Source organism: Pandoraea sp. CB10b_02, assembly GCF_002216225.1.
Taxonomy (GTDB): domain Bacteria; phylum Pseudomonadota; class Gammaproteobacteria; order Burkholderiales; family Burkholderiaceae; genus Pandoraea; species Pandoraea nosoerga.
This window is the reverse complement of sequence record NZ_NJGW02000007.1, coordinates 119,192-144,956: the sequence shown is the minus strand read 5'-3', so window position 1 is coordinate 144,956 and position 25,765 is coordinate 119,192. Positions and strand designations below refer to the sequence as shown.

Sequence of the window (25,765 nt, the reverse complement as noted above, 5' to 3'; positions counted from 1 at the left end):
GCGCTGCCGAGGGATAATTGAATTTTCCCCCCCGCAGCGCAAAGCCGCGGCGCCAATCAGTGCGACAGCGCGTCCAGCCCGGTGGCTTCGACATCCTGCGCGGCGGCAGGCGCGGCCATGTACATCAACATCTTCCTCGCTGCTTCGGGATGCCGGGCGTTGACCGGCACCCCGCCCGCAAAGCGCGTGACCGACTGCAGCGACTCGGGGATCTTGCCCGCGAACGCCACCCCCTTGACCGGCAGCAGCTCGCTCACCTGTTGCAGGCCCAGCGCGTAATCGCCGGCCGCCACCTTCTCGGCGACCGGGGTCTTCTGCACCATCACGGCCTTGCCTCGCATCTGCTCGGCGATGCCCAGCTTGCGGAACAGTTCGCGCTCGACGTACACGCCGCTCGCACTGTCCGAATAGGCGACCGATCCGGCCGCAAGGAGCGCCGCCTTGAGCTTCTCCGGCGTGCTCACGTCGGGCACCGGTTCGCCGGCCCTCACGACCACGCCGATGCGCGAGTCCGCCAGATCGACGCGCGAGTCCGCGCGCACCTTGCCCGCCTTGATCAGATCGTCGAGCGCGTAGCCGACCATGATGACCGCGTCGGCGGATTCTCCCCGTGCCAGACGGTTCGGGATCGCCTCGGGCGCCTTGCCCATCGACGGCCCCCACGCCGTATCGACGTGATCACCGCTCGCGGCCTCGAATTTCGGCAGCAGCCGCTTGTACGCGGCGGTGAAACCGCCGGAGTTCATCACGTGCAGGTCTTCCGCCTGTGCGGAGGCGGCGCCGAGCAGCGCGCTCGCGAGGATGCCCGCACCGAAGGCGGCAAGCAGGCGTCGGGGGGCACGCGCGCGTGCCAAAGCGGGAATGGCTTTCATGGGGTGTCTCGTCAGTGATGTTGTTGTGAAGCCGCGGACATGCCGCCGCGGCGTTATGACACAAGGCATACGGCATACGGCCGCGCAAGGCAGCGGCCCGGGGCAACGCAGGACACAGAAGACGCGACGGTCGATCCGTGCATGCCGCGCCTTCCGAGGCCAACTCACGCGTCAGCCCGCCGCGCGAAGCCCGTCGGCATCGGCTCGGCGGCCCTGCCCGCCGGTGCGGCCACGGTAGAGCGCGAGCGTGGCGCAGATCGCGCACAGTGCGGCGAAGCTCATCCAGTAGCCCGGCGCCGCCTTGTCCCCCGTTGCGTGAATGAGGTACGTCGAGAGCGCCGGCGTGAACCCGCCGAAGATGGCCGTCGCCAGACTATAGGCGAGCGAGAAGCCGGCCACACGCACGTCCGGCGGCATGACCTCGGTGAGCGCCGGAATCATTGCCCCGTTGTACATGCCGTACAGGAACGAGAGCCACAGCAGCACGAGGAGCATGCGCGCGAAGCTCGGCGCCTGCACGAGGAACGACAGCACCGGGTAGGCCGTCACCAGCGTGAGGCCCGCGAACAGCAGCAATACCGGACGGCGGCCGATGCGGTCTGACAGCGAGCCGCCGATCGGCAGCCAGATGAAGTTCGACACCCCCACGCACAGCGTGACGAGCAGTGCATCGGTGCTGCTCAGATGCAGCACGCTCTTGCCGAACGTCGGCGCATAGACGGTGATCAGGTAGAACGCCGTGGTGGTCAGCGCCACGAGCAGCGCGCCGCCGATCACGACGCCAGCGTTGGCGGCCATCGAACGAAAGACTTCGCCGAGCGCCGGGTGGCGCTTGCGCTGCCTGAACTCGTCGCTTTCCTGCAGCGAGCGACGCAGCGCGAAGATCACCGGCACGATCAGGCAGCCCACGAGGAAGGGCAGACGCCAGCCCCACGCACCGATCTGCTGCGCGGTGAGGGAAAGCGAGAGTGCGTAGCCGAGCGCGGCCGAGACCACGATGGCGACCTGCTGGCTCGCCGATTGCCAGCTCGTGTAGAAGCCCTTGCGGCCCGGCGTGGCGATTTCGGCCAGATAGACCGACACGCCGCCGAGTTCCGCGCCGGCCGAAAAGCCCTGCAGCAGCCGGCCGATCAGCACGAGCACCGGCGCGGCGAGACCGATGACCTCGTAGCCCGGCACGAACGCAATGAGGATCGTGCCGCTCGCCATGATGCCCAGCGTGGTGACCAGGCCCTTGCGGCGGCCCACCTTGTCGATGTAGGCGCCGAGCACGATGGCGCCCAGCGGTCGCATCAGAAAGCCCGCGCCGAACACGGCGAACGTCAGCATGAGGGACGCGAACTCGCTGTCGGTCGGGAAGAAGACGCGCGAGATCTGCGTGGCGTAGAAGCCGAAGAGGAAGAAGTCGAACTGCTCGAGGAAGTTGCCGGCCGTCACGCGCAGGACGGCGCCGGCTTTCGATGGGCGACGCGAAACCGCGTCTTGGGGGCGCTGTGACATGCGCTGTCTCCGTGTTGCCTGCGGCCCGGGGGATCGAGCCGCCAGTGAATCGTCGCACTGCATCTCTGCCATGGGGCGTGTTGCCCCATGAGGCGTGTTGCCCCGCCATGGACGCTTTTTGAAGCCGCCAATGTTGCGCTGGAAGTTCCCCGCTTGTGAATTGCAAGTTTTGGAAACATTGATGCATCCATGCTATCAATCATGGGATGATGATGCGTCTGCCGAGCGGTAACGCTACAATCGCCGCACCTCGGCGTCGCGCGCCCGTTTCCTCCCGGATTCCTTGTGTCATGGCGATCAACTTCGATCTGAACGATTTGCAGGCCTTTCGCGCGGTCGCGCAGCTCGCGAGCTTTCGCCGCGCGGCCGAATCCATCCATATCTCGCAGCCGGCGCTCTCGCGGCGCATCGACAAGCTGGAGGATGCGCTCGGCGTGAAGCTCTTCGAGCGCAGCACCCGGCGCGTGGCGCTGACCAACGTCGGACGGGCGTTCGCGCGCGACGCCGAGCGCATTCTCGACGACCTCGACAATGCGTTGCTCGGCATTCGGGACGTGGCGTCGTCGAGCCTCGGGCACGTGACCATCGCCTGCGTGCCGTCGGCAGCCTATTACTTCATGCCGCAGGTCATTTCGCGTTATCACCGGGCGTTTCCGCGCATCCGCATCTCGGTGCTCGATGCGAGCGCGAACGAGGTGCTTGCGGCGGTCGTCAACGGCGAGGCGGATTTCGGGCTCAACTTCATCGGCAGTCAGGAGCCGAACGTCGAATTCAAGCTGCTGCTCCAGGAGCGATACGTGGCGGCGTGCCGGCGCGACCATCCGCTCGCCGGCAAGAAGCGCGTGACGTGGCGCGAGCTGTACGAATACGACTACATCACGGTGGGCAAGGTCTCGGGCAACCGGCTGTTGCTCGATCAGGCGCTCACCGGCCTGCCGCAGCGCCCGCCGAGCATCTGCGAAACCCGGCATGTCACCACCATGCTCGGGCTCGTGGAAGCCGGCCTCGGCGTGGCGGCCGTTCCCACGATGGCCATGCCCGGCCGCGATCACCCGCTGCTCACGAGCGTGCCGTTGGTCGACCCGGTGGTCACGCGACGCGTGGGCATGATCCGCAGCAAGGCGCGTGCGCTCTCGCCTGCGGCGGCGCAGCTCTATCGTTACGTGGCCGAAATGAAGGCGCCGGGACGGCGGCGCGCAGGCGCCGAAGCGCTATAACCGGGTGGGCACGATTGCACGCCCGGTAACACTTTGTTACCCGTCTTACGAAAGCCGCAACATTGGCCGGACGGCGCGCGTGCGGGGCGTCTTTATACTTTGCAGCGCATCACAACGACTCGCATCACAACGACTCGCATCACAACGACTCTTACCCAAGCCTCATGCTCAAGCGAATTTTCCCGATCGTGGCGGTTGCCACGCTGGCAGCAGCCACCCCCCTGACGGCCTCGGCCAGTGATATGAACAATGCCCTTGGCGGCGCGCTGGGCGGCGTCGCGGGCGCGGCCGTCGGCGGTGCGCTCGGCGGCAGCACCGGCGCAGTGGTGGGCGGCGCCGTGGGCGGCGGCGCGGGCGGCGCGATGACGTCGAACCGCCGCGAGCGCACGGGCGCCATCATTGGCGGCGCCCTGGGCGGCGGCGCGGGCACGGCGGCGGGCAACGCGATGGGCGGCCGCTCAGGCGGCCTCATCGGCGCGGCCGTGGGCGGCGGCGCGGGCGCGGCGCTCGGCGGCAACATGTCGCGCTCGAGTTCCTATGACGACGACTATCGCCACGGCAAGCGCCGCGGTCATCGCAAGCACCACCATCATTGATCGGCGGCTGTCGTCTGCCGATGCGACGCGTCCCGCCACGGCGACGGGGCGCCGACAAGGGGCCGCCCGGTAACGTGCCGGCCCCGCTTTCCCCTCCATCCTCCCCCTCCATCCTCCCCGTCCATCCCCCCCTCCATCCGCTCCCTATCGGCGCTTCCCCATGATGCTCTCTGCGCCGAGCCGCACCTCGACACCTGTCAGGACGACGCCGGCACGCTCGCCACGGTTCAGGCCTGGAGGAATTCAGGGCCGCGAAGGATACGGGCCGATCCCGGTCGGGTAGCTCCCCGGGACGAGCATCGACGCATCGAGACGGTCCACGCTCGTGCGACCGGTCAGCGCCATCGTCACGTCCATCTCTTTCGCGATCACTTCGAGCGCACGGCGCACCCCCGCCTCGCCCATTGCCCCGAGGCCATACAGGAAAGGCCGGCCAATGAGCGTGCCCTTGGCGCCGAGCGCGATGGCCCTGATCACGTCCTGCCCCGAGCGCACGCCGCCATCGAGCCACACTTCCATGTCGCGTCCGACCGCCGCCACGATGTCGGGCAGCGCGCGGATCGTCGAGATCGCACCGTCCAGTTGGCGTCCGCCGTGATTGCTCACCACGATCGCGTCCGCGCCGGTGTCGCGCGCCGCACGCGCGTCCTCGGGATCGAGAATCCCCTTGAGCACCAGCTTGCCGCCCCAACGCTTCTTGATCCACTCGACGTTGTCCCACGACAGGCGCGGATCGAACTGCGCCGCCGACCAGGCCGCGAGCGAACCGATGTCGTCCACGCCCTTGGCGTGCCCGACGATATTGCCGAACGTGCGCCGCCGCGTGCCTAGCATGCCCATGCACCAGCGCGGCTTGGTCATCATGTTCAGGATGTTCGGCAACGTAAGCTTCGGCGGCGCCGACAGCCCGTTCTTGATGTCGCGATGACGCTGGCCGCTGATCTGCAGATCCATCGTCACCACCAGCGCCGAGCAACCCGCCGCCTTCGCGCGGTCGATCAGGCGCTCGATGAAGTCGCGATCGCGCATCACGTACAACTGGAACCAGAACGGCGCCCTCGTATGCGCGGCCACGTCCTCGATGGAGCAGATCGACACCGTGGAGAGCGTGAACGGCACGCCGAACGCTTCGGCCGCGCGTGCCGCGAGAATTTCGCCGTCGGCGTGCAGCATCCCCGTCATGCCTGTCGGCGCAAGGGCCACCGGCATTGCGACCGGCTGACCGAGCATCGTCGCGCGCGTGCTTCGGTTCTCGATGTTGACGGCCACGCGCTGGCGGAATTCAATCCTGCCAAAGTCCGCCGCGTTGGCGCGATAGGTGGATTCGGTCCACGAACCCGAGTCGACGTACTCGTAGAACATGCGCGGCACGCGCCGCTGCGCGAGAACCCGCAGGTCCTCGATGGTGGTGATCACTGCCATGCTGCGTCTCTTCTTCCCTCTTGTTTTCCAGAGAATCCCGATCCCGAGCAAAAACGAATCGGCCCCTGCCGAATCGTGCGAAACCCGGGGGAATTCCCGCGGGATCGGCATCTACTTAATATCTTATATAATCGTCACTTTTGCTTGACGAGGTCGACGAGCGACTGGGTGTGTTTGATCGTCTTGAGCACGATGTTCGATTGGATCGACATTACCGCGGGCGCCCGGTAGAGCTCGTTGACGATGAAGTCGGAGTAATGCGCGAGGTTGCGCGCGCGCACCGTGAGGATGTAGTTCGCCGAGCCCGTGACGATGCGGGCCGTGACCACTTCGGGCCAGTTCTGCACGCAGGCCAGAAACTTCTCGTGCCACTGGTCGACGTCGGGCCGCAGCGTGATCTGCACCAGCGCTTCGAACTCGAGGCCGATGTGCTGTGCGTCCACGATGCAGCGGTAGCCCGAAATCACCCCGCGGTCTTCGAGCAGCTTCACCCGGCGCAGGCAGGCCGACGGCGACAAGCCGACGGCATCGGCCAGTTCCTGGTTGGAGATGCGTCCATTGAGTTCGAGATGGCGAAGAATGCGCAGATCGGCGAGGTCGAGGTTCATTGGCAGAATCCTTCAAGTTTCACGGGATTTTGGCAGATCCTTCGACACACCGCCAGTTGTCCGACACAAATAGCAAGCAAATTCCATTTTTGCGTTGATATGATAGCCGTCGGCCTTTGGCCGGGGCGTGTTCGTCGTCCCGGCACGGGGGCGACGTTCGATGTGGTGGTTGCCGTGCCAACGCGTGTCCGCGACACCCGTATCGGGGATTCGGCGGACGAGTATCTGAAACATCAGCAGGACGTCTACAAGACTAAAAAGGAGACCCATGAAGTCTGCAATTCCGGCCAGCCTGGCCATCCTCTCGGCCGCCTGTGGCGTGGCCTTCAGCACCCCCGCCGCCGCGCAAAGCGCCGTCACCCTGTACGGGATCGTCGATCAGAGCGTGCGCTACCAGAACAACGCCAACGCCAATAACGACGCCCTGTGGCAAGTCACTAACGGCGCCGTGACCAACAGCCGCTTCGGCTTCAAGGGCTCGGAAGACCTGGGCGGCGGCATGAAGGCGATCTTCCAGCTGGAGTCGGGCATCAACCCGCAGAACGGCACGCTCGCCAATGGCCCGCGTCTGTTCGACCGTTATGCGTTCGTCGGCCTGCAGAACCAGTACGGCACGATCAAGATCGGCCGTCAGGCGACCGAGGCCTTCAACGTATACGGGGACTTCGACCCGCTCACGATCGGCAACTACGCGAACAACTCGTGGATGTACAACATCACGCGTGGTCGTGTGGACAACGCGGTGAGCTATGCCGGCACGTTCGGCGGCCTGTCGGTCGGCGCGACCTACGGCTTCGGCAACACTGCCGGCACGATGGCGGCGAGCAACTACTGGGGCGCGCGCGCCTCGTATGCCATGGGCCCCTTCCAGGTCGCCGGCGTGTACCAGCAAGCGCGTGACGCCGCCAAGCGCGTGCAGCAGATGTGGGGCCTGGGCGGTATCTACAGCGTCTCCATCGCCAAGGTGTTCGTCGGCTACATGGGCGGTCGCGACCGCAGCGGCTGGCTCGACGGCACGCTCAACGATCCGGCGCACACCGTCACCACGGGCAACCTGAACGACAATCCGCGCAAGGACATGACGTTCTACCTCGGCACGACCATCCAGGCCATGCCGAACCTGGCGATCACGGGCGCCGCGTACTTCGACGACATCAAGAACATCAACGCCCAGGCGGGCGATGCCGGTTCGGGCCGTCGCTACACTTACGTGCTGCTCGCCGAGTACGCGCTGTCCAAGCGCACGCAGGTCTACGGCACCGTCGACTACAACAAGGTGAGCGGCGCCGCGCGCGTCGAATTGCCGGGCAACTCGACGCAGGTGGGTGTGGCCACGGGGATTCGCCACATCTTCTAAGCCGACGGCGCGGCTCGCTCGCGCCGGTACGCTTCGTTCCTTGATTCTTTGCTGTACGTATGACCCGCCCCGGCTCCGGCCGGGGCGGCGGGGCCCGTTCGCGCCGGACACCGGCCGCGCCATCTTCCGCGCGCAGGCGGGCAATGACAAGCATTGCTGTACGCATACGGGTGCCGCCCGCCAGTCGCACCGGCATCCACGAGGTGTGTCATGACGCATTCCCCTGAGTCGTCCCAATCCGGCCCGTCGGTCACTTCGTCGCCGTCGTCACCGTCGTCGCCATCCCTTTCCAGCCGCTTCTCGCACATCGCCCGCCGCGAACAGGGGCTGCGCCGCTCGCTTACGGCGAGCCAGATGGCCATGATCGCCATCGGCGGCGCGATCGGCACAGGTCTCTTTCTCGGCAGCGGTTTCGCCATCGGCTTCGCCGGGCCGAGTGTGCTCGTCTCCTACGGCATCGGCGCGCTCATCGCACTCATGCTCATGGGGTGCCTGGCGGAGATGACGGTCGCCCATCCGACCTCGGGATCGTTTGGCGCTTACGCAGAGCATTACATCGGCCCCTGGGCCGGCTTCCTCGTGCGCTATGCGTACTGGTCGTGCATCGTGCTGGCCGTGGGCACCGAGGTCAGCGCCATCGCCGTCTACATGAAATACTGGTTCCCGCAGGTGCCGGGCTGGTACTGGGTGGCGGGCTTCTCGGCCGCGCTCGTGCTCGTGAACGCGATGTCGGTGAACCTGTTCGGCGCCATCGAGTATGGCTTCTCGCTCATCAAGATCACCGCCATCGTGGCGTTCATCCTGATCGGCGCGTATGTCGTCTTCGTCGCGCCCGGGGCGGTGGCCGGCGCGGGTCACACGCCCGCCGGCTTCGGCAACTATACCGCGCACGGCGGGTTCTTCCCGAAAGGGCTGTGGGGCATGTGGGTGGCCGTGATCATCTCGATCTTCAGCTACCTGTCCATCGAGATGATCGCCGTGGCTGCCGGCGAGGCCGAGAATCCGGAGCGGGCCGTGACGCGCGCATTCCGCTCGACGGTCGTGCGCCTCGTGCTGTTCTACCTGCTCACGCTGGCGTTGATGCTGGCGATCGTACCGTGGACGGCCGCCGGTCAGGACGAAAGCCCGTTCGTGAAAGTGATGCAGGCGATCGGCATTCCGGGCGCGGCGGGCGTGATCAACTTCGTGGTGCTCGTGGCCGCGCTCTCGTCGATGAACAGCCAGCTCTACATCACCACGCGGATGATGTTCTCGCTCTCGCGTGCGGGCTACGCGCCGGCCCGCTTCGGCGAAGTCAACGGCCGCGGCGTGCCGCTCGCGGCGCTGCTGCTCTCGACGGTCGGCATTGCGCTCGCCACGCTCGTGAACTTCCTGTACCCGGAGTCCTCGTTCACGTTCATGATGGCGATCTCGATGTTCGGCGCCATGCTCACGTGGATGATGATCTTCGTCACGCACTTCTTCTTCCGCCGTGCGTGGCGACGCGAATCCCACGCGCCGCTGGCGTTCCGCATGTGGGGCTTTCCGTGGCTCACGCTGCTCGGCGCCGCGCTCATGGCGGCGATCATGCTCACCACGCTCTTCACCGGCGTGTTCCGTATGACACTCGTCTTCGGCGTGCCGTTCGTGGCGTTCGTGCTGGTGATCTACTTCGTCTGGTATCGCGGTCGCGACGCCGATCGCGGCACACAGCCTCGGGCGTCGTCCGCAACGGGTTCCTGAGCCAACGAAGGCGGCGGGGCACTCACTTTGCCGCCTTGCGTTGCCTGACGAGCCACTCGAGCAGATAACGCGTCTGTTCGAGCACGGCTTCTCGCACCATGCGGTTTCGCTCGGGGTTGGGCTCGCTGCTCCAGCCCATCGAACAGTCGATGGAGCGGCGCATGACCCGAAACGCCATGCCCAGCGTGCTGATGCATACGGCGCGAATGCGCAAGGCTTCGTCGTCTGGGCTCACGCCGGCCAGACGCGCGGCGATGCCGCCGCCCACCGCGGCCAGGCGGCTCGAGAAGCGCTCATGGAACACCTTGAAGCCCGCCTCCGGCCCGAGCCCCGCCTGCTCGCGCGCCATGAACATATGCCAGCCCTCGATCTCCGGAATCTCTTCGACGAAGCCCGCCTTGCGTTCCTGCAACGCGCAGAAGGCGTCGATCAGTTGCCTGTCGGTCGCGCCGGGATCGGCCACCGTGCGCTCGGCCGCTTCGATGGCCTCGCCCATCTGCGACCAGACGAGATCGACGATGTACTCCACGCACGCCTTGTACACGCCTTCCTTGTTGTCGAAGTAATACTGGAGCGCCGGCGCGTTCACGCCCGCCTCGGTCGCGATGTCGCGTGTGGACGCTCCCGTGAACCCGTGCTCCCCGAAACATTTGATGGCCGCGAGGATGATGCGCGCGCGCGTCTCCTCACCGCGCTGGTATCCGGTGTCGGGCGCATGCCGCGGACGATGGGCCGGGCGCTGCTCGCGCTTGGCCTGCTGAGCACGTGAAGTCGCTGTCATGTAGCTCCTGGCTTCCAAAAACTTTCGTCAAAAATATAACACTTGACATAAATCGATCAACTGGAATAATTCTGCCAATTGGAATAATTTGAGGGAACTTCCATGGCCAACGCAGTACAGGTCACGCCACCCGATCCGGCCCAGCCGAGCGCACCGCCGCCGGACGAAGGCAAATCCACCCACGCCTCTGCCGCGGCCATCGCTCGCGAAGCTCCGCCGGCGTCCTCAGCCGCCGGGAGCCGCGGCACGGCGAAGGCGCCAGGCAATCCCCGCCGCAAGACGTTCCTGCTCGCGGCGCTGGCGCTCGGCATCGTCGCCGGCCTCGGTTGGGGCGCGCACTGGTGGTTCGTGGGGCGCTTCATCGAATCGACCGACGACGCCTATCTCCAGGCCGACAGCATGACCGTCGCACCGAAGGTTGGCGGCTACGTGACCGAAGTGCTCGTGCGTGACAACGAAACGGTCTCGGTGGGCCAGCCGCTCGTGCGTCTTGACGGGCGTCAGTACCAGGCCGCGTTCGACGAAGCGCAGGCGACGGTGGTCGCTCGTGAGGCGGACGTGGCGCGCGCCGAGGCCGAGCTGGCCCAGCATGCCGCCACGATCGCGCAGGCGCGCGCCGAGCTCGACAGCGCCCGCGCGAATGCGGCTTATTCCGCCGGCCAGGTCAAGCGGTATGCGCCGCTCGTGGCGACGGGCGCGGAGACGGACGAGCGTCTCGCCGAGCTGCGCAACGCAAGCACGCGCGCCGACGCCGCGCTCAAGAGCAACGAGGCGAACCTGCAGGCCGCACAGCGCCAGACGGACACGCTCACCGCCGCGCTCGCGCAGGCCAGGGCGCAGTTGGCGGTCGCCCAGGCGAGCGCCCGCAAGGCGGAGCTCGATCTGGCCGACACTGTCGTGAGGAGCACGCTCGCCGGCCGCGTCGGCGATCGCGCCGTGCGCGTGGGCCAGTTCGCGCAGCCGGGCACGCGCCTGCTCACGGTCGTGCCCGTGCAGAACCTCTATCTCACGGCCAACTTCAAGGAAACGCAGGTCGGCCACATGCGGCCGGGCCAGCCGGTCACGGTGCACGTCGACGCCCTGCCCGGTGAGCCGATTCACGGCGTGGTCGACTCCCTGTCGCCGGGCACCGGCGCGCAGTTCGCGCTGCTGCCCGCGCAAAACGCGACCGGCAATTTCACGAAGATCGTGCAGCGCGTGCCGGTGCGCATTCGTCTCGACGTGCCGCCGTCGCTGCGCACGGTGCTGCTGCCCGGCCTGTCGGTCACGGCGGATGTCGATACCCACGAGCGCGCGGCGGCGACGCAGGCAAAGCACGCCGGTAGCACGTCTTTCGCCGCGCCCGCTGCCCGGCTGTCGCTGAGCGCGCCGCTAGGCGCCGCCGCGGGTCCGGCAACGAGCCCGCCGCCGAACGCCGCGCCGTCGGCGCCCAACGGCGGAGTGCAGCGTGGCTGAGGGCGACGTCGTGCAGCGTGCCGCCACGCGCGCACAAGATGAGGCGCACGCTGCCGCGGCCGCCGGTGCAGCCGCGGCCGGAGGCGGGGGGAGCGGGCGAAACGAAGCTGGCGGAGGGGGCGCTGGCGGAGCGAGTGGCGCGCCCGCGCGCAACGCGTCGGCAGCCGACTGGATCGCCGTGGCCGCGGGGGCGCTCGGTGCGCTGCTCGCCACGCTCGACATCTCGATCACCAACTCGGCGCTGCCGCAGATCCAGGGGCAGATCGGTGCTTCGGGCACGGAAGGCACCTGGATCTCGACCGGCTACCTGATGTCGGAAATCGTCATGATTCCGCTCGCGGCATGGCTCACGCGCGTGCTCGGGCTGCGTCGCTTCCTGATGCTCAACGCCATTTTCTTCACGCTCTTCTCGATGATGTGCGGCATGTCGGGCAGCCTGGCCGAGATGGTGGTCGGACGCATCGGTCAGGGCTTTGCCGGCGGCGCGATGATTCCGACCGCACAGATGATCATCCGCACGCGCCTGCCTCGCCACCAGATGCCCGTGGGCATGGCGATGTTCGGCCTCATCGTGTTGCTGGGCCCGCTGCTCGGTCCCGTGGTCGGCGGCTGGCTCACGGAAAACGCCAACTGGCGCTGGTGCTTCTTTCTGAACCTGCCGATCTCGGCAGGCATCGTCGCGCTGCTCATGCTCGGGCTCGAGCGCGAAGCGGCCAATCCGCAGGCGTTCTTCAAGGCGGACTGGCTGGGCATCGTGGGGCTTGCCATCGGACTGAGCTCGCTCACGGTCGTGCTCGAGGAAGGCCAGCGCGAGCGCTGGTTCGACTCGCACATGATCGTCTGGCTCACCGTGCTGTCGGTGCTCGGCATCGGCATGATGCTCGTGGCGCAGTTCACCGCCGAGAAGCCGATCGTCAAGCTCTCGCTGCTTGGCAACAAGAACTATGCGAGTGTGATCTACATCGTGTTCACCGTCGGCGCAGGACTATACGGCGTGTCGTATCTGCTGCCGCAGTTTCTCGCGACGATCGCCGGCTACAACGCGCAGCAGTCGGGCAACATCATGCTGCTCTCGGGACTGCCCGCGTTTCTGATGATGCCCTTCCTGCCGCGGTTGATCAGCCGCGTGGACATCCGCCTGCTCGTGATTCTCGGGCTGCTTTGCTTTTTCGGCAGCTGCATGCTCGACATCGATCTGACGGCGCAGAGCGTCGGACACGACTTCACGCTCTCGCAGTTGCTGCGCGGCGTGGGGCAGATGCTGGCGATGATGCCGCTCAATCAGGCGTCGATGGCGGCGGTCGACGCACAGGACGCCGGCGACGCCGCCGGGCTCTACAACATGGCACGCAACCTCGGCGGCTCGGTCGGCCTCGCACTGCTCGGCACGCTGATCGATCGCCGCAACGACTATCACGACGCCATGCTGCGCGAGAGCATCACCGCCAATAGCCCGCTGGGACAGGAGCATCTGGCGGCCAATGCCGCCGGCTTCTTCGCGCAGACGGGCGACTTCGCGCACGCGCAGTTGCAGGCGAGCGCTCAGCTCGCGGCCGAGATCGCGCGACAGGCGAGCGTGATGACGTTCTCCGAGACCTTTTATGCACTGGGGATCGCGCTGCTGCTGTGCGTGCCGCTCGCCCTGCTGCTCAAGCAACCGGCCGGATTCGCTTCCGGCGGACACTGACCGATCATGATGTTCTCTCTTCGCACGATGGCCCTCGCGGCCATGCTTCTCGTGGCCGGCTGCACCGTCGGCCCCGACTATCGCGGCGCTCCCGACGTGGCCGGCGAGGCGCTGCGCGCCGGCGCGTTCGCCCATGCGGGTGAAGGCGTCGAGGCGCACGCGCCGGCCGCGGCGCGCTGGTGGACAGCGCTTGGAGATCCGCAACTCACGGCGCTCATCGACGACGCCATCGCACACAGTCCGGACATTCGCGCCGCGCAAGCCAAAGTGCGGCAGTCGCGCGCGAGCCTGCGCAGCCATCAGGCCGATCTGCTGCCGAAGGCCGGCGCCGATCTCGCGATGGTGCGCACGCGCTCGCCCGACCTGAGCCTGCTCGGTGGCGGCAATGGCGGCGATGGTGGCAGCGCAGGGCGTGGGCCGCTCGATCTCTACATCGCGGGCTTCGACGCCAGTTGGGAGATCGACCTGTTCGGCGGCACGCGTCGCGCGGTGGAAGCGGCCAGCGCCGACGCCGACGCGGCGTCGGAAGATCTCGCTGACGCCCATGTGCAGCTCGCCGCGGAAGTCGCACAGACCTACGTGGCGCTGCGCGATCAGCAGGCGCGGCTCGCGCTCGTGCGCGACTCAGCCCGGCTCGAAGGCGAAATGCTCGATCTCACGCGACAACGGCGCGCGGCTGGCGTGGCATCGGAGCTCGACGTCGAGCGTCTCGTGACGCAGCTCGAGCAGACGCAGTCGCGCGTGCTGCCGCTCGAAGCCGACGTCATCGAATCGCTGGACCAGCTCGCATTGCTCACGGGGCGCGCACCCGGTGCGCTCGATACGCAATTGAAGGCGCCCAAAGCGCTGCCCAGCGTGCCCGACAAGGTCGCCATCGGCGATCCGTCGGCATTGTTGCAGGCGCGTCCGGACATTCGCGCGGCCGAGCGTCGGCTGGCGTCGCAGAATGCTCAGATCGGGGTGCAGACGGCCAACTGGTTCCCGAAGCTCTCGATCATGGGCGAACTGGGATACTCGGCGCTCGATCCGGGGCATCTCGTGCGCAAGGAGAATTTCAGCTGGATGGCAATGCCGCGTCTGCAATGGAACGCGCTCGACTTCGGCCGCGTGCAGGCCGGCGTCGACAGCGCGAGGGCCGGACGCGACCAGGCGCAGGCCAAGTATGAAAGCGCGGTGCTCGCCGCGCTGCGCGACGCTGACGTGGCGCTCGCACGCTATGGCCATCAGCGCGAGAACGTCTATCGTCTGCGCAGCGTGGAGGCTTCGGCAACACGCGCGGCGACGCTCACGCGCCAGCGCTATCGCGCCGGCACCGCGAGCACGCTCGATTGGCTCGACGCGGAACGCACGCGCTTTTCCGCCGAACAGGATCGCATTGCCGGCGATGCGCAGTTGCTCAAGTCCTTCGTGACGTTGCAAAAAGCGTTGGGATTGGGATGGCAGGTCGGCGCCGCCGCGCAGACGGCGGTGAACTGAAGGTGATGTGGCGATGCCGTGTGGTGGTGCGGGATGCGGCGGGATGCGGCGGGATGCGGCGTGATGCCGCGTGGTGCTGCGCGATGTGGCGTGATGTGGTGCGGCGGCCCATCGTGGGCCGGTCGTGGGCCGGTCGTGGGCCGGTCCTGGCCCGCTCCTGGCCCGATATCGCGGCACGTCGGCACGTCCCAATGCACGGCGCGCCCCCGGGAGGACGCCGGGCGAAGCTTCGCGCACGACGTGCGTCATTTCGTTGCCGGAAATGAAAAACGCTCCAGAAGCTTTCGCCTCCGGAGCGTTTTCGCCAACTGGGTTGGCGCGGCTGGCAGGATTCGAACCCACGACCCCTTGGTTCGTAGCCAAGTACTCTATCCAACTGAGCTACAGCCGCACGTACTGCACGAGACACCGACCAGGCAATCCTGCTGCTGTCGGCGTTTGCCTTGCTCGACGACGCGGGCCGAATGTCTGTGACATGCGGCGCGTCACCGGGAAAGACTCTCCCGAAAAACTAAGGGTCTCCCCGTGAGGAGACCCTCGAATTAGGTGGCGCGGCTGGCAGGATTCGAACCCACGACCCCTTGGTTCGTAGCCAAGTACTCTATCCAACTGAGCTACAGCCGCGTCGTGAGAACAGAATTATGTAAGAAAGCGGTCGGCCACGCAAGTGTTTTTTGCAATTCTTTTGCCATACCCCGCCTTTGCCCGCCCCAGCGGGCCATTCGATGCGGGATTAGCGCGGAATCGCCCTCACTGGCAAGCCTTTGCCGCTAGAACAATTACTCCACGCAAACCCGCGCCAAATCAGGGCTTTCCATGTGCTCGCGCCGTAATCGGCACGGTATGCTACGGCTTTTTGCAGCGCGTCGAATGGCGCGCCTGCCGCAAGCGAGTCCGGATCGGCGAGACGGTGCCCTCGGCGCCACCGCCTCGACCCGCCGCCCGAATGCGATGAAACGACGCACGGCGCACTCCCGCGCTTCCCGCGGCGATGCCGATGCGATAAAAACCATATTCAAGGAGGCGCTCATGGAAAAAGTCTGGCTCAAGAGCTATCCGCCCGGCGTGCCGGCCGAGATAGACGTCAACCAATATCGTTCGCTGAACGATCTGTTCCTGCAAAGCTGCCAGAAGTTCGCGGACCGCCCCTCGTTCACGAACCTCGGCGTGACGATGACGTTCGCCGATCTCGAGCGCAAGTCGCGCGACTTCGCCGCGTATCTGCAGAGCCTGCCGGGTCTCGAGCGCGGCTCGCGCGTGGCGATCATGTCGCCGAACCTGCTGCAGTATCCGGTCGCCGTGTTCGGGATTCTGCGCGCCGGCATGGTCGTCGTGAACGTGAACCCGCTCTACACGGCCGGCGAACTCGAGCATCAGCTCACGGACGCCGGCTGCGGCGCCATCGTCGTCATCGAGAACTTCGCCGCCACGCTGCAAAAGGCGCTGCCGAATACGCCGGTCAAGCACGTCATCACCACGGCCATCGGCGATCTGGTGCCTGCACCGAAGCGCTGGATCGTCAACTACGTGGTGCGCAACGTGAAGAAGATGGTGCCCGAGTGGCACATCCCGCACGCCGTGTCGTTTCGCGCCGCGCTCGCGCAGGGCGCGCGCGCCGGGCATGACGAAGCGGCGCTCGGCCACGACGACATCGCGTTCCTGCAATACACGGGCGGCACCACCGGCGTGGCCAAGGGCGCGATGCTCACGCATCGCAACATGATCGCCAACATGCTGCAGGCGCGCGCCTGGATCGGCTCGGGCCTCGAGGAAGGCAAGGAGATCATCGTCACCGCCCTGCCGCTCTACCACATCTTCTGCCTGACGGCGAACTGCCTCGTCTTTCTCCAGCTCGGCGCGCTCAATCTGCTCATCACCAACCCGCGCGACATGCCCGGCTTCGTCAAGGAACTGGGCAAGTGGAAGTTCACGTTCATGACCGGCGTCAACACGCTCTTCAATGGCCTGCTCAATACGCCCGGCTTCGATCAGCTCGACTTCAGCGCGCTCAAGTGCGCGCTGGGCGGCGGCGCGGCGGTGCAGCGCGCGGTCGCCGAGCGCTGGCAGAAGATCACCGGCCATCCGCTCATCGAAGCCTATGGGCTGACGGAGACGTCGCCGGCCGTGTGCATCAACCCGCTCGGCAGCGAGTTCAACGGCTCCATCGGCCTGCCGATCTCCTCGACCGAGGTGAGCATCCGCAACGACGCCAACGAGGCGCTGGGCTTCGGCCAGGAAGGCGAGATCTGCGTGCGCGGCCCGCAGGTCATGAAGGGGTACTGGAATCGCCCCGACGAGACGGCCAAGACCATCACGCCCGACGGATGGCTGCGCACGGGCGATATCGGCACGATGGACGAGCAAGGCTACGTGCGCATTACGGATCGGAAGAAGGACATGATCATCGTGTCCGGCTTCAACGTGTACCCGAACGAAGTCGAGAGCGTGCTCGCGATGTGCCCTGGGGTGCTGGAGTCGGCGGTGGTGGGCGTGCCGAGCGATCGCACCGGCGAAGCGGTGAAGGCCGTCGTCGTCAAGAAGTCGAACGACCTGACCGAGCAGATGATCATCGACTTCTGCCGTCAGCACCTTACCAACTACAAGGTCCCGCACGTAATCGAGTTCCGCACGGAACTGCCGAAGACGCCGGTCGGCAAGGTGCTGCGCCGGGAGCTTCGGTAAGGCCTGGGCGTGCGCGGGAATCACTCCCTCCGGTTGTTTCGTCGTACATAACGAAATCCGCGAGGCTCGGAATCCGCAAACGCGAATGCCGCAACGACAACGGCCGGGGAGAAGTCTCCGGCCGTTGTCATTTCAGCGCGCGAAACACGGTCCCAAGGCCAGCGCTCGCGAAGCCCGTAACGTTTCGTTACACACGGCGGGTGCGTGGCTTGGGAGAATCGGGAGCATGCCGGAGCCGCTGTGGGCACAGCCCCGCAGCACGACCCGCAGCACGACCTGAAGCACGACCTGAAGCACGACCTGAAGCACGACGGTTCATGCCGATTTCGATGCAACGCGCGTCAGAACGTGCGCCGCGGCGGCCATGCCGAACGCGGCTGTGACACACATGCTCGAGCCGAAACCGGCGCAGTTGAGCCCCTGCGGCCCCGTATTGGCATCGGGCACGCCGCCCGGTGCACAGACCGCCTCGGGGTATTGCAAAGGCTCGTCCGAATACACGGCCGGCACGTTGAACTTGGCTTTCGGACCACGGACAAAACCATGTTGCTTGCGTAATTGGGCACGCACCTTGGCAAGCAGCGGATCCTGAATGGTGCGTGCAAGGTCGTCGATGCGAATGCGCGTCGGATCGATCTGGCCGCCCGCGCCGCCGACGGTGATCAGGCGCTGCTTGTGCGCCACGCACCAGGCGATGAGCGCGGTCTTCACCCGCACGCTGTCGATGGCGTCGACAACCCAGTCGAAGCCGCCGCCGAGCATGGCGTCGAGGTTGTCGAGCTCGACGAAGTCTTCCACGAGCGTGAGCTGGCAGGCGGGATTGATGGCCACGACGCGTTCGGCCATCGCGGCGACTTTCGGTTTGCCGTAGTTGCCGTCGAGGGCATGCACCTGGCGATTGGTATTGCTTTCGGCGACGTTGTCCAGATCGATCAGCGTGAGCCGGCCCACGGCGCTGCGCGCGAGCGCCTCGGCCACCCACGAACCGACGCCGCCGATGCCGATGACGGCCACGTGCGCACCGCGCAGGCGTGCGAGACCGTCGTCACCGTACAAACGCGCGAGCCCGCCGAAACGGCGGTTCGCGTCAAAATCCGACTCCGATGGCGTGGCAGGCACCGGAGCGACAACGAACGACGGGGTACTGTTCATGATGCGATGGGTAACGTCATTGAAATGGCTGGCGATCACGGTGGTCGCCATCGTGCTGGCGTTCGCGGCGTTCATCACGTGGTTCGACTGGAACTACGCCCGTCCCTGGATCAACCGGGAGGTGAGCACCGCGAGCGGACGCCCGTTCGAGATCCGGGGCGACCTGTCGCTGCACTGGCTCGCGCCGAATGCGCAGGCCCCGGGTTTGGGGCGCTGGCTGCCGCGCCCGCGCCTGATCGCGAATGATATCGTGTTAGGCAACGTCGCGTGGAGTCAGACGCCCGACATGATCACCGTCGGACGGCTCACGTTCTCGCTGGAATGGCTGCCGCTGCTCGACAAACGCGTGGTGCTGCCCGAAGTCACGCTCTCGGCCCCGAAGGTGCTCATCGAGCAACGCGCCGACGGGCAGAACAACTGGACCTTCACCAAGGGCAACGGCGAACCGTCGCCGTGGAAGCTGCGCATCGGCCGCCTGATTCTCGAGGACGGCGTGGTGCGCGCCAACCTCGTGCCGCAACAGCTCGATCTCACCGCCAACATCGCGACCATAGACGGGCAGGCGCCCTACGGCATCGGCGTGACGCTCAAGGGCACTTTCCGCAAGGTCGCGGTCACGGGCAAGGGCCGCGGTGGCGACGTACTCTCGCTCGAAGATTCGGGCGAGCCGTATCCGCTCGACGCGAGCGTTCGCATCGGACGCACGCTGATCGCCGCCCAGGGCACGTTCACGAACCCGGCCACGCTCTCCGCGCTCGACATGCATCTGCGGCTCGCCGGGCCGACCATGGCCGACCTGTATCCGATCACCGGCGTGCTGCTGCCCGAGACGCCGCCATACGAAACGAACGGCCACCTGCTGCACACGGCCGGCATATGGCGCTACGAGCGTTTTCAGGGCAAGGTCGGCCAGAGCGATCTGTCCGGCACGCTCGTGTTTCGCCAGCGCGAGCCGCGCAACATCCTGCAGGGCGCAGTCGTCTCGAACCAGTTGCGGCTCGCCGATCTCGGCCCGGTGGTGGGCGGGCAGAACCCGTCGGGCGGCGGCGACCTGACCGGCAAGCCGAAGGCGCCGCCCTCCGACAAGGTGCTGCCCGTCGATCCGTTCAAGACCGACCGCTGGCGTGCGATCGACGCCGACGTGCAATTCACCGGCCGCAAGATCGTGCGCGACAAGAGCCTGCCGATCGACAATCTCGTCACCCATCTCGTGCTCGACGACGGCGTGCTCTCGCTCAAGCCGCTGGAATTCGGCGTGGCCGGCGGACGCATCACGTCGAACCTGGTACTGAACGGGCAGGTCGAGCCGATGAAGGTGGACTCGCAGGTCTCGTTGCGGCATCTGAAGATGAAACAACTGCTGCCGGACGTCGACCTGATGAAGACCAGTGTGGGTGAAGTGAACGGCGACGCGGCCCTGACCGCCACCGGCAACTCGATCGCCGCGCTCGCGGGATCGTCCAATGGCGAGATCAAGACGCTGATCGACCGCGGCTCCGTGAGCAAGCTCCTGCTCGAGTATCTGGGTCTCAACGTCGGCAACATCGTCCTCACCAAGCTCTTTGGCGACAAGCAGATCGAGATGCGCTGCGCAGCGGCCGACTTTGCCGTCAAGGACGGCATCATGGATGCCCGCACCTTCGTGATCGACACGGACGACACGAGCATCGGCGTGACCGGCCAGATCGATCTCAAGCGCGAACACTTCAACCTGACGATCCGGCCCGAGCCCAAACACTTCGGCCTCCTGTCCTTGCGCTCGCCGCTTCACGTGCGAGGCACGTTCAAGCATCCGGACGTCGGTGTGAACATGCCGACGCTCGTCGCGCGCGCGGGCGGGGCCATCGCGCTCGGCGTGCTGGCGCCCTACACCGCGCTCGTGCCGCTGCTCGAACTCGGTCCCGGCCAGGACAGTCCCTGCGGCGAGCTGCTGGCCAGTCTGCAACATCCGCCGAGCCGCAATCCGGCGAATGTCAAATCCACGCCGGGCGCGAGCGCCGGCAAGCGCGGTGCGAAGGCGGCGCCGCCGGCCGGCCAGACGCCGTCGGGCGCCCCCCCGACGGCGCCCGCCTCCGTCCCGGGTCGGGAAGCCCCGTGAAGCGCCCCGGTGCGGCGCGGCGTTCGAGGCAATCCGGCGCATCGCCGCGACGGGCAGCGGCACGTCGGTGCGGGCAAATCCATGCGGGCCACAGGGATTTACCCGTGGCGCAGTGATCGGAAATTCGCGGCGCAAGACCGTCATCTTTCCGGATACTTCATTCCTTAAATATCAAGCACATGGCGCGAAATGCCCGTGTTGCGCGGCATTCGGGCGCCCGCCACGCGCACCTTGCGGCAAATCGTCACGCACGCACGCTGGCCGACTCTTCGCTATACTGTGTCGCAGTCCCCAACCGCAATCGACCTGCAACGATCGTCGTGACCCAGACGCTTTCTCTCGCGGACCTGCGCAAGAACTACGCCCTCGGCTCCCTTTCCGAGACCGACGTGGCGCCCAGCCCGTTCGATCAATTCCGTCTGTGGTTCGAGCAGGCGCTCGCCGCACAACTGCCCGAGCCCAATGCCATGACGCTCGCCACGGTCACGCCGGACGGGCGCCCCGACGCGCGTATCGTGCTGATCAAGGGTGCCGACGAGCGCGGCTTCACCTTCTTCACGAACTACGAGTCGCGCAAGGGCCAGGAGCTGGCCGCCACGCCGTATGCCTGCCTGCTGTTTCACTGGATCGAGCTCGAGCGCCAGGTGCGCATCGAGGGTCGAGTGGACAAGGTGAGCGAGGCGGAGAGCGACGCCTACTATCACTCGCGGCCGGTCGGCTCCCGTCTCGGCGCATGGGCCTCCGTGCAAAGCGCGGAGGTGGCCGATCGCAGCATCATCGAGCAACGCGAAGCGGAATTTCGGCGCCAGTTCGGCGACAATCCGCCACGCCCGCCGCATTGGGGCGGTTACCGGCTTGTGCCGGAATCCATGGAATTCTGGCAGGGTCGCGAATCGCGCCTGCACGATCGCATCAAATATTTCCGGCTTGCCGACGGATCGTGGCGCGTAGCGCGCCTGTCCCCGTGAACAATGCGTCGGCTACGCCGACGCGGTACGCCTGCCCGCCCGATTGACGAGGAGACGTCGCCGCGCCGTGCGGTACGGATTTGAAGTTTTTTTGGTGACACTTGGAGCACATCCATGTTGTGGGAGAAAAAACTCGAAAACTGGGTCAGCGGCGTCAAGACATCCTCCAACCTGCCGATCCGCCTCGCGCTATGGAACGGACAGCACTATGACTTTGGTGCGTTCGACAACCCCAGCGTAACGTTGCGCGTCAATGGTCCCGCGGCCATGACGCGCCTGCTCAGCCCCAGCCTGGACAATCTCGGCGAGGCATACGTGAAGGGCGAAATCGATGTCGAAGGCAAGCTGACGGACGTCATCGACATGAGCTACGCCCTCGCGGGCAGCAGCCTCACGACCATCGGCCCACTGGAGCGGGCCGTGCGTCATTTCAATCACAGTAAGAAGTCCGACAAACGCTCGATCGAGTTTCACTACGACGTGTCGAACGAGTTCTACCAGCTCTGGCTGGACAAGAACATGGTGTATTCGTGCGCCTATTTCGAAAATGGCGACGAGGACCTCGACACCGCGCAAGAGAAGAAGATCGACCACATCCTCACCAAGATCCAGTTACAGCCGGGGCAGACGCTGCTCGACATCGGCTGCGGCTGGGGCGCCCTGGTGATTCGCGCAGCGCAGAAGTTCGGTGCGAAATGCGTCGGCGTCACGCTCTCGCAGAATCAGTTCGATCTGGCGACCGAGCGCGTGAAGCAACTCGGCCTGCAGGATCGGATCGAGATTCGCATCCAGGACTACCGCGACGTCGAGGGCCAGTTCGACCGCATCACCAGCGTGGGCATGTTCGAGCACGTCGGCCGCAAGAACCTGAAGGACTATTTCGCGAAGATGGCCTCGCTGCTCAAGGACGACGGCATCGCCATGAACCACGGCATCACGTCGACCGATCCGGACAGCGGCGAGACGGCCATGGGCGGCGGCGAGTTCATCGACAAGTACGTGTTCCCGAACGGCGAACTGCCGCACATCAGCCTTGCGCTCGAGTCGATGCAGCGTGGGGGGCTCGAGGCGAGCGACGTGGAAAGCCTGCGTCGTCACTACGCGCGCACCCTCACGCTCTGGTCGGAGCGCTTCGAAGCCCATGCGCCGCGCCTGCGCGAACTCGCCGGCGAAGAGCGTTTCCGTGTCTGGCGCGTGTACCTCGCGGGCTGCGCGTATGCGTTCGAGCACGATCACGTCTCGATCTATCAGGTCGTGTGCCGCAAGGCCGGTCAGTCGGCCAAGCGCCTGCCCTGGTCGCGCCGCTATATGTACGAAAACCGATGAGTCAGTTCGATCTGTTTGGCGCGCCGCCTGACGATCCACCGGCAGGCAAACGCGCCAGGCAGATCGATGGCGACGCTTCGGCCCGCTCGGCCCCCTCGGCCCCCTCATCCGCCTCGTCCCCCTCGCCCTCCGGCGCCGGCAGGCACTCGGGCGCTGTCCGCCGCGGCGGCGTCGGCGCGGCGGACCACCCCGCCGCCACGCGCACGCTCGGTGCACAGTTGCCTGCCAACATCCGTCTGGGCACGTCGTCGTGGTCGTTTCCCGGCTGGAAAGGCATTGTCTGGGATGACGACTACAGCGACACTAGGCTCTCCCGCCAGGGCCTCGCCGCCTACGCCAGTCATCCGGTATTGCGCTGCGTCGGCATCGACCGCTCGTTCTACAAACCGATGTCGATCGTCGAGTACCAGAAGTACGCGCAGCAGGTGCCCGACGATTTCCGCTTTCTCGTCAAGGCGCCCAGTGCCGTGACCGACGCGCTCGTGCGCGGCGACAAGGGTGAAGGCCTGGGCGACAATCCGTGCTTTCTCGATGCGCGCATCGCGGCCGAGCAATTCGTCGCGCCTTGTCTGGCAGGCCTCGGCCCGAAGGCTGGCGTACTCGTGTTCCAGATTTCCCCGCTGCCGGCCGATTTGCTGCGCGACGTTCCCGGCCTCATTCAGCGCATCGAGGCGTTCTTCGCGGCGCTGCCGCCGCTGCCCGAAGGCGAAACAACTCCGGATGGCGTGACGCTGCCGGGCCCGTGTTACGCCCTGGAGATTCGCGACGGCGCACTGCTTACCCCGCGCCTGATGCGCACGCTGGGTCAACTGGGCGTGCGCTATTGCATCGGCCTGCATGCGCGCATGCCTCACGTGGAACGTCAGGCGGCCGCCCTGGCAATGCTCGATGAAGCGGGCACCGGGCCCTTGGTGGTGCGCTGGAATCTGAACAGCGCTCACCGCTATGAGCAGGCCAAGGCGAAGTACGCACCGTTCGACAAGATCGTCGATCCCGACCCCGTCACGCGCGACGTCCTGGCCGCGCTCGCAACCCACTATGCCCTCGCCGGCCATCCGGTATACGTGATCGTCAACAACAAGGCCGAAGGCTCGTCGCCCCTGTCGTGTCAGGCGCTGGCCGAGCGCATCGGCGAATTGTCGCGCAGCGCAGCGGCGCCATCGCCCGAGGCCGGGTGAGGTCCTGACGCAGCAACGACAATGGCCCGGGCCGGCAGCGATGCCGAGTCCGGGCCATTGTTTTATCGCGCTATCGTCGAATCGACGGAGCGACGGATCGGCGGAGCGACGCTCGACCATGGGCCTGCCACCACCCCGCCATATTGCGGCGGTATTGTGGTGGCATTGCCTCGGTATTGCGTCGGTATTGCCTCGGTATTGCGTCGGTATTGCCTCGGTATTGCGTCGGTATTGCGTCGGTATTGCCTCGTCGGTATTGCCTCGTCGGTATTGCGAAGGTAGCGTGGCGGCGGTGCCGCGCCGGCCCTTACGCCACGAGGTGTGCGATCGGCACGTCCGGATTGACGTCCGCCTCGTAGTCGACACCATCGACCTCGAAGCCGAACAGACGCAGGAATTCGTGCTTGTAACCGGCGAAGTCCGTCAGTTCGTACAGATTCTCGTCGGTCACCTGGTTCCACAGCGCGGCGACTTCGGCCTGCACGTCCGGCGACAGTTCCTTCTGGTCCGTGCGCACGCGGCCTTCGTCGTCGAGTTGCGGCGTGGCGCTGTAAAGGCTGTCCTTGTACAGGCCGTAGATCTGTTCGATGCACCCTTCGTGCGTGCCCTTGGCCTTCATGACCTTGAAGAGCAGCGAAAGGTACAGCGGCATCATCGGAATGGCCGAGCTGGCCTGCGTGACGAGCGCCTTGAGCACCGCCACGCGCGCATCGCCGCCATTCGCGGCAAGCTTGGCGCGAATGTCCAGCACCTTCTCGTCCAGATCCTTCTTGGCAGCGCCGATCGAACCGTTCCAGTAAATGTCGTGGGTGATCTTCTCGCCCAGATACGTGAACGCCGTCGTCTTGGCGCCCGGGGCCAGCACGCCCGCCTGCGAGAGCGCGTCGATCCACATCTGCCAGTCCTCGCCGCCCATCACCGCGACGGTGTTCTCGATTTCTTCCTGCGTAGCCGGCTCGAACACCGATTCCTTGACCACTTCCTTGTCCGTGTCGATGCCGCGCAGCGTCACCGACTGGCCGACCGGCTTGAGCACCGAGCTGAACACCTGGCCCGTTTCGGGGTGCGTGCGGCGCGGCGCAGCAAGGCTGTAGACGACCAGATCCACCTGGCCGAGATCGCGCTTGATCGTCTCGATGGTCTTCGCCTTGATCTCCTTGGAGAACGCGTCGCCATTGATGCTCTTCGCGTACAACCCCTTTTCGGTCGCGAACTTGTCGAAGGCCGCGGTGTTGTACCAGCCTGGCGTGCCCGGCTTGGTCTCGCTGCCCGCGCGCTCGAAGAATACGCCCAGCGTGGCGGCATCGCAGCCGAAGGCCGCCGTGATGCGTGCGGCGAGGCCGTAGCCGGTCGATGCACCGATCACGAGCACCTTTTTCGGGCCATTCGCGATCGGCCCCTGGGCCTTCACGTACTCGATCTGTTGCTTGACGTTGGCCTCGCAGCCGACGGGATGGGTGGTGACGCAGATGAAGCCGCGCACGCGTGGCTTGATGATCATGGAAACCTCGTTCGCAAAATTCGGTGATGCCGGCTCACCCGGCAAACACCGCGCATTGTAAACGAGGTCGGGTCCGACCCGGCATTTTGGCGGCCGCTTGCGCCTCCGGTGCTTTCGAATTCGGACGGCAGACGTTTCGAGCTCGGACGGGTCCGACCCCGAATCCG

The 25,765-nt window shown here is 66.1% G+C and carries 19 protein-coding genes and 2 tRNA genes; 12 read left to right on the top strand and 9 right to left on the bottom strand.

The features are described 5' to 3' along the window. Nucleotides 1-56 precede the first annotated feature (56 nt). Together CDN36_RS09780 and CDN36_RS09775 are read right to left on the bottom strand one after the other, a co-directional pair. Nucleotides 57-872 carry a substrate-binding domain-containing protein gene (locus CDN36_RS09780; protein WP_150555335.1) on the bottom strand — a complete coding sequence of 272 codons (816 nt, stop codon included), beginning with the start codon at nucleotides 870-872 and terminating at the stop codon, nucleotides 57-59. A 171-nt stretch (nucleotides 873-1,043) separates the two neighbouring features. Next, nucleotides 1,044-2,372: an MFS transporter gene (locus tag CDN36_RS09775; protein WP_287496624.1), complete on the bottom strand. Its 1,329-nt coding sequence runs from the start codon at nucleotides 2,370-2,372 to the stop codon at nucleotides 1,044-1,046. Nucleotides 2,373-2,662: 290 nt separating this feature from the next. On the opposite strand from CDN36_RS09775, the gene CDN36_RS09770 reads away from it, so the two are divergent. Together CDN36_RS09770 and CDN36_RS09765 are read left to right on the top strand one after the other, a co-directional pair. Further along, nucleotides 2,663-3,589, top strand: a complete 927-nt coding sequence (locus CDN36_RS09770) for a LysR family transcriptional regulator (protein WP_150555337.1) — start codon at nucleotides 2,663-2,665, stop codon at nucleotides 3,587-3,589. A 164-nt stretch (nucleotides 3,590-3,753) separates the two neighbouring features. After that, nucleotides 3,754-4,185: a hypothetical protein gene (locus CDN36_RS09765; RefSeq protein ID WP_287496623.1), complete on the top strand. Its 432-nt coding sequence runs from the start codon at nucleotides 3,754-3,756 to the stop codon at nucleotides 4,183-4,185. Nucleotides 4,186-4,428: 243 nt separating this feature from the next. On the opposite strand, the gene CDN36_RS09760 is transcribed toward CDN36_RS09765, so the two are convergent. Further along, nucleotides 4,429-5,607, bottom strand: coding sequence for an alpha-hydroxy acid oxidase (locus CDN36_RS09760; protein WP_287496622.1), 1,179 nt, complete (start codon nucleotides 5,605-5,607; stop codon nucleotides 4,429-4,431). A gap of 134 nt (nucleotides 5,608-5,741) precedes the next feature. Continuing rightward, on the bottom strand, nucleotides 5,742-6,215 hold the full coding sequence (locus CDN36_RS09755) for an Lrp/AsnC family transcriptional regulator (protein WP_039372583.1): 474 nt from the start codon (nucleotides 6,213-6,215) through the stop codon (nucleotides 5,742-5,744). 268 nt (nucleotides 6,216-6,483) lie between these two features. Here CDN36_RS09755 and CDN36_RS09750 point away from each other — a divergent pair, with 268 nt between their 5' ends. Both CDN36_RS09750 and CDN36_RS09745 read left to right on the top strand, forming a co-directional pair. Beyond that, nucleotides 6,484-7,572, top strand: a complete 1,089-nt coding sequence (locus CDN36_RS09750; protein WP_150556984.1) for a porin — start codon at nucleotides 6,484-6,486, stop codon at nucleotides 7,570-7,572. Between the two features lie 210 nt (nucleotides 7,573-7,782). After that, nucleotides 7,783-9,294: an amino acid permease gene (locus CDN36_RS09745; RefSeq protein WP_287496621.1), complete on the top strand. Its 1,512-nt coding sequence runs from the start codon at nucleotides 7,783-7,785 to the stop codon at nucleotides 9,292-9,294. 22 nt (nucleotides 9,295-9,316) lie between these two features. On the opposite strand, the gene CDN36_RS09740 is transcribed toward CDN36_RS09745, so the two are convergent. Further along, nucleotides 9,317-10,075 carry a CerR family C-terminal domain-containing protein gene (locus tag CDN36_RS09740; RefSeq protein ID WP_287496620.1) on the bottom strand — a complete coding sequence of 253 codons (759 nt, stop codon included), beginning with the start codon at nucleotides 10,073-10,075 and terminating at the stop codon, nucleotides 9,317-9,319. Nucleotides 10,076-10,177: 102 nt separating this feature from the next. On the opposite strand from CDN36_RS09740, the gene CDN36_RS09735 reads away from it, so the two are divergent. From CDN36_RS09735 to CDN36_RS09725, 3 genes are all read left to right on the top strand, one after another. After that, complete coding sequence (locus CDN36_RS09735) at nucleotides 10,178-11,530, top strand: HlyD family secretion protein (protein ID WP_287496619.1); 1,353 nt, start codon at nucleotides 10,178-10,180, stop codon at nucleotides 11,528-11,530. Nucleotides 11,531-11,708: 178 nt separating this feature from the next. Next, the gene (locus CDN36_RS09730) at nucleotides 11,709-13,217 is read left to right on the top strand and encodes a DHA2 family efflux MFS transporter permease subunit (protein ID WP_244958209.1); all 1,509 of its coding nucleotides are present in this window, start codon (nucleotides 11,709-11,711) and stop codon (nucleotides 13,215-13,217) included. A 6-nt stretch (nucleotides 13,218-13,223) separates the two neighbouring features. Further along, nucleotides 13,224-14,693 (top strand): efflux transporter outer membrane subunit, encoded by a 1,470-nt coding sequence (locus tag CDN36_RS09725; RefSeq protein ID WP_287496618.1) that lies wholly within the window; start codon nucleotides 13,224-13,226, stop codon nucleotides 14,691-14,693. Between the two features lie 314 nt (nucleotides 14,694-15,007). Here the strand turns inward: CDN36_RS09725 and CDN36_RS09720 are convergent. Further along, nucleotides 15,008-15,084, bottom strand: a tRNA-Arg gene (locus tag CDN36_RS09720). A gap of 156 nt (nucleotides 15,085-15,240) precedes the next feature. Next, nucleotides 15,241-15,317, bottom strand: a tRNA-Arg gene (locus tag CDN36_RS09715). 405 nt (nucleotides 15,318-15,722) lie between these two features. Between CDN36_RS09715 and CDN36_RS09710 the strand changes: the two genes are divergently transcribed. Next, nucleotides 15,723-17,375, top strand: a complete 1,653-nt coding sequence (locus CDN36_RS09710; protein WP_150556988.1) for an AMP-binding protein — start codon at nucleotides 15,723-15,725, stop codon at nucleotides 17,373-17,375. Nucleotides 17,376-17,690: 315 nt separating this feature from the next. On the opposite strand, the gene tcdA is transcribed toward CDN36_RS09710, so the two are convergent. Then, nucleotides 17,691-18,527 carry a tRNA cyclic N6-threonylcarbamoyladenosine(37) synthase TcdA gene (tcdA, locus tag CDN36_RS09705; protein ID WP_150556989.1) on the bottom strand — a complete coding sequence of 279 codons (837 nt, stop codon included), beginning with the start codon at nucleotides 18,525-18,527 and terminating at the stop codon, nucleotides 17,691-17,693. Between tcdA and CDN36_RS09700 the strand changes: the two genes are divergently transcribed. From CDN36_RS09700 to CDN36_RS09685, 4 genes are all read left to right on the top strand, one after another. Continuing rightward, a complete protein-coding gene (locus CDN36_RS09700; RefSeq protein ID WP_287496617.1) occupies nucleotides 18,526-20,625 on the top strand; it encodes an AsmA family protein in 2,100 nt (699 codons plus the stop codon). The two genes, tcdA and CDN36_RS09700, sit on opposite strands and share 2 nt — an antisense overlap. A 320-nt stretch (nucleotides 20,626-20,945) precedes the next feature. After that, entirely contained in the window at nucleotides 20,946-21,593 is a 648-nt protein-coding gene (pdxH, locus tag CDN36_RS09695) for a pyridoxamine 5'-phosphate oxidase (RefSeq protein WP_150556990.1), read from the top strand. Nucleotides 21,594-21,707: 114 nt separating this feature from the next. After that, nucleotides 21,708-22,919, top strand: a complete 1,212-nt coding sequence (locus CDN36_RS09690) for a class I SAM-dependent methyltransferase (RefSeq protein ID WP_150556991.1) — start codon at nucleotides 21,708-21,710, stop codon at nucleotides 22,917-22,919. Next, nucleotides 22,916-24,097, top strand: a complete 1,182-nt coding sequence (locus CDN36_RS09685) for a DUF72 domain-containing protein (RefSeq protein WP_287496616.1) — start codon at nucleotides 22,916-22,918, stop codon at nucleotides 24,095-24,097. Before CDN36_RS09690 ends, CDN36_RS09685 begins: the two co-directional genes overlap by 4 nt. 307 nt (nucleotides 24,098-24,404) lie before the next feature. On the opposite strand, the gene fabV is transcribed toward CDN36_RS09685, so the two are convergent. Further along, nucleotides 24,405-25,598, bottom strand: coding sequence for an enoyl-ACP reductase FabV (gene fabV / locus CDN36_RS09680; protein ID WP_150556993.1), 1,194 nt, complete (start codon nucleotides 25,596-25,598; stop codon nucleotides 24,405-24,407). Nucleotides 25,599-25,765 lie beyond the last annotated feature (167 nt).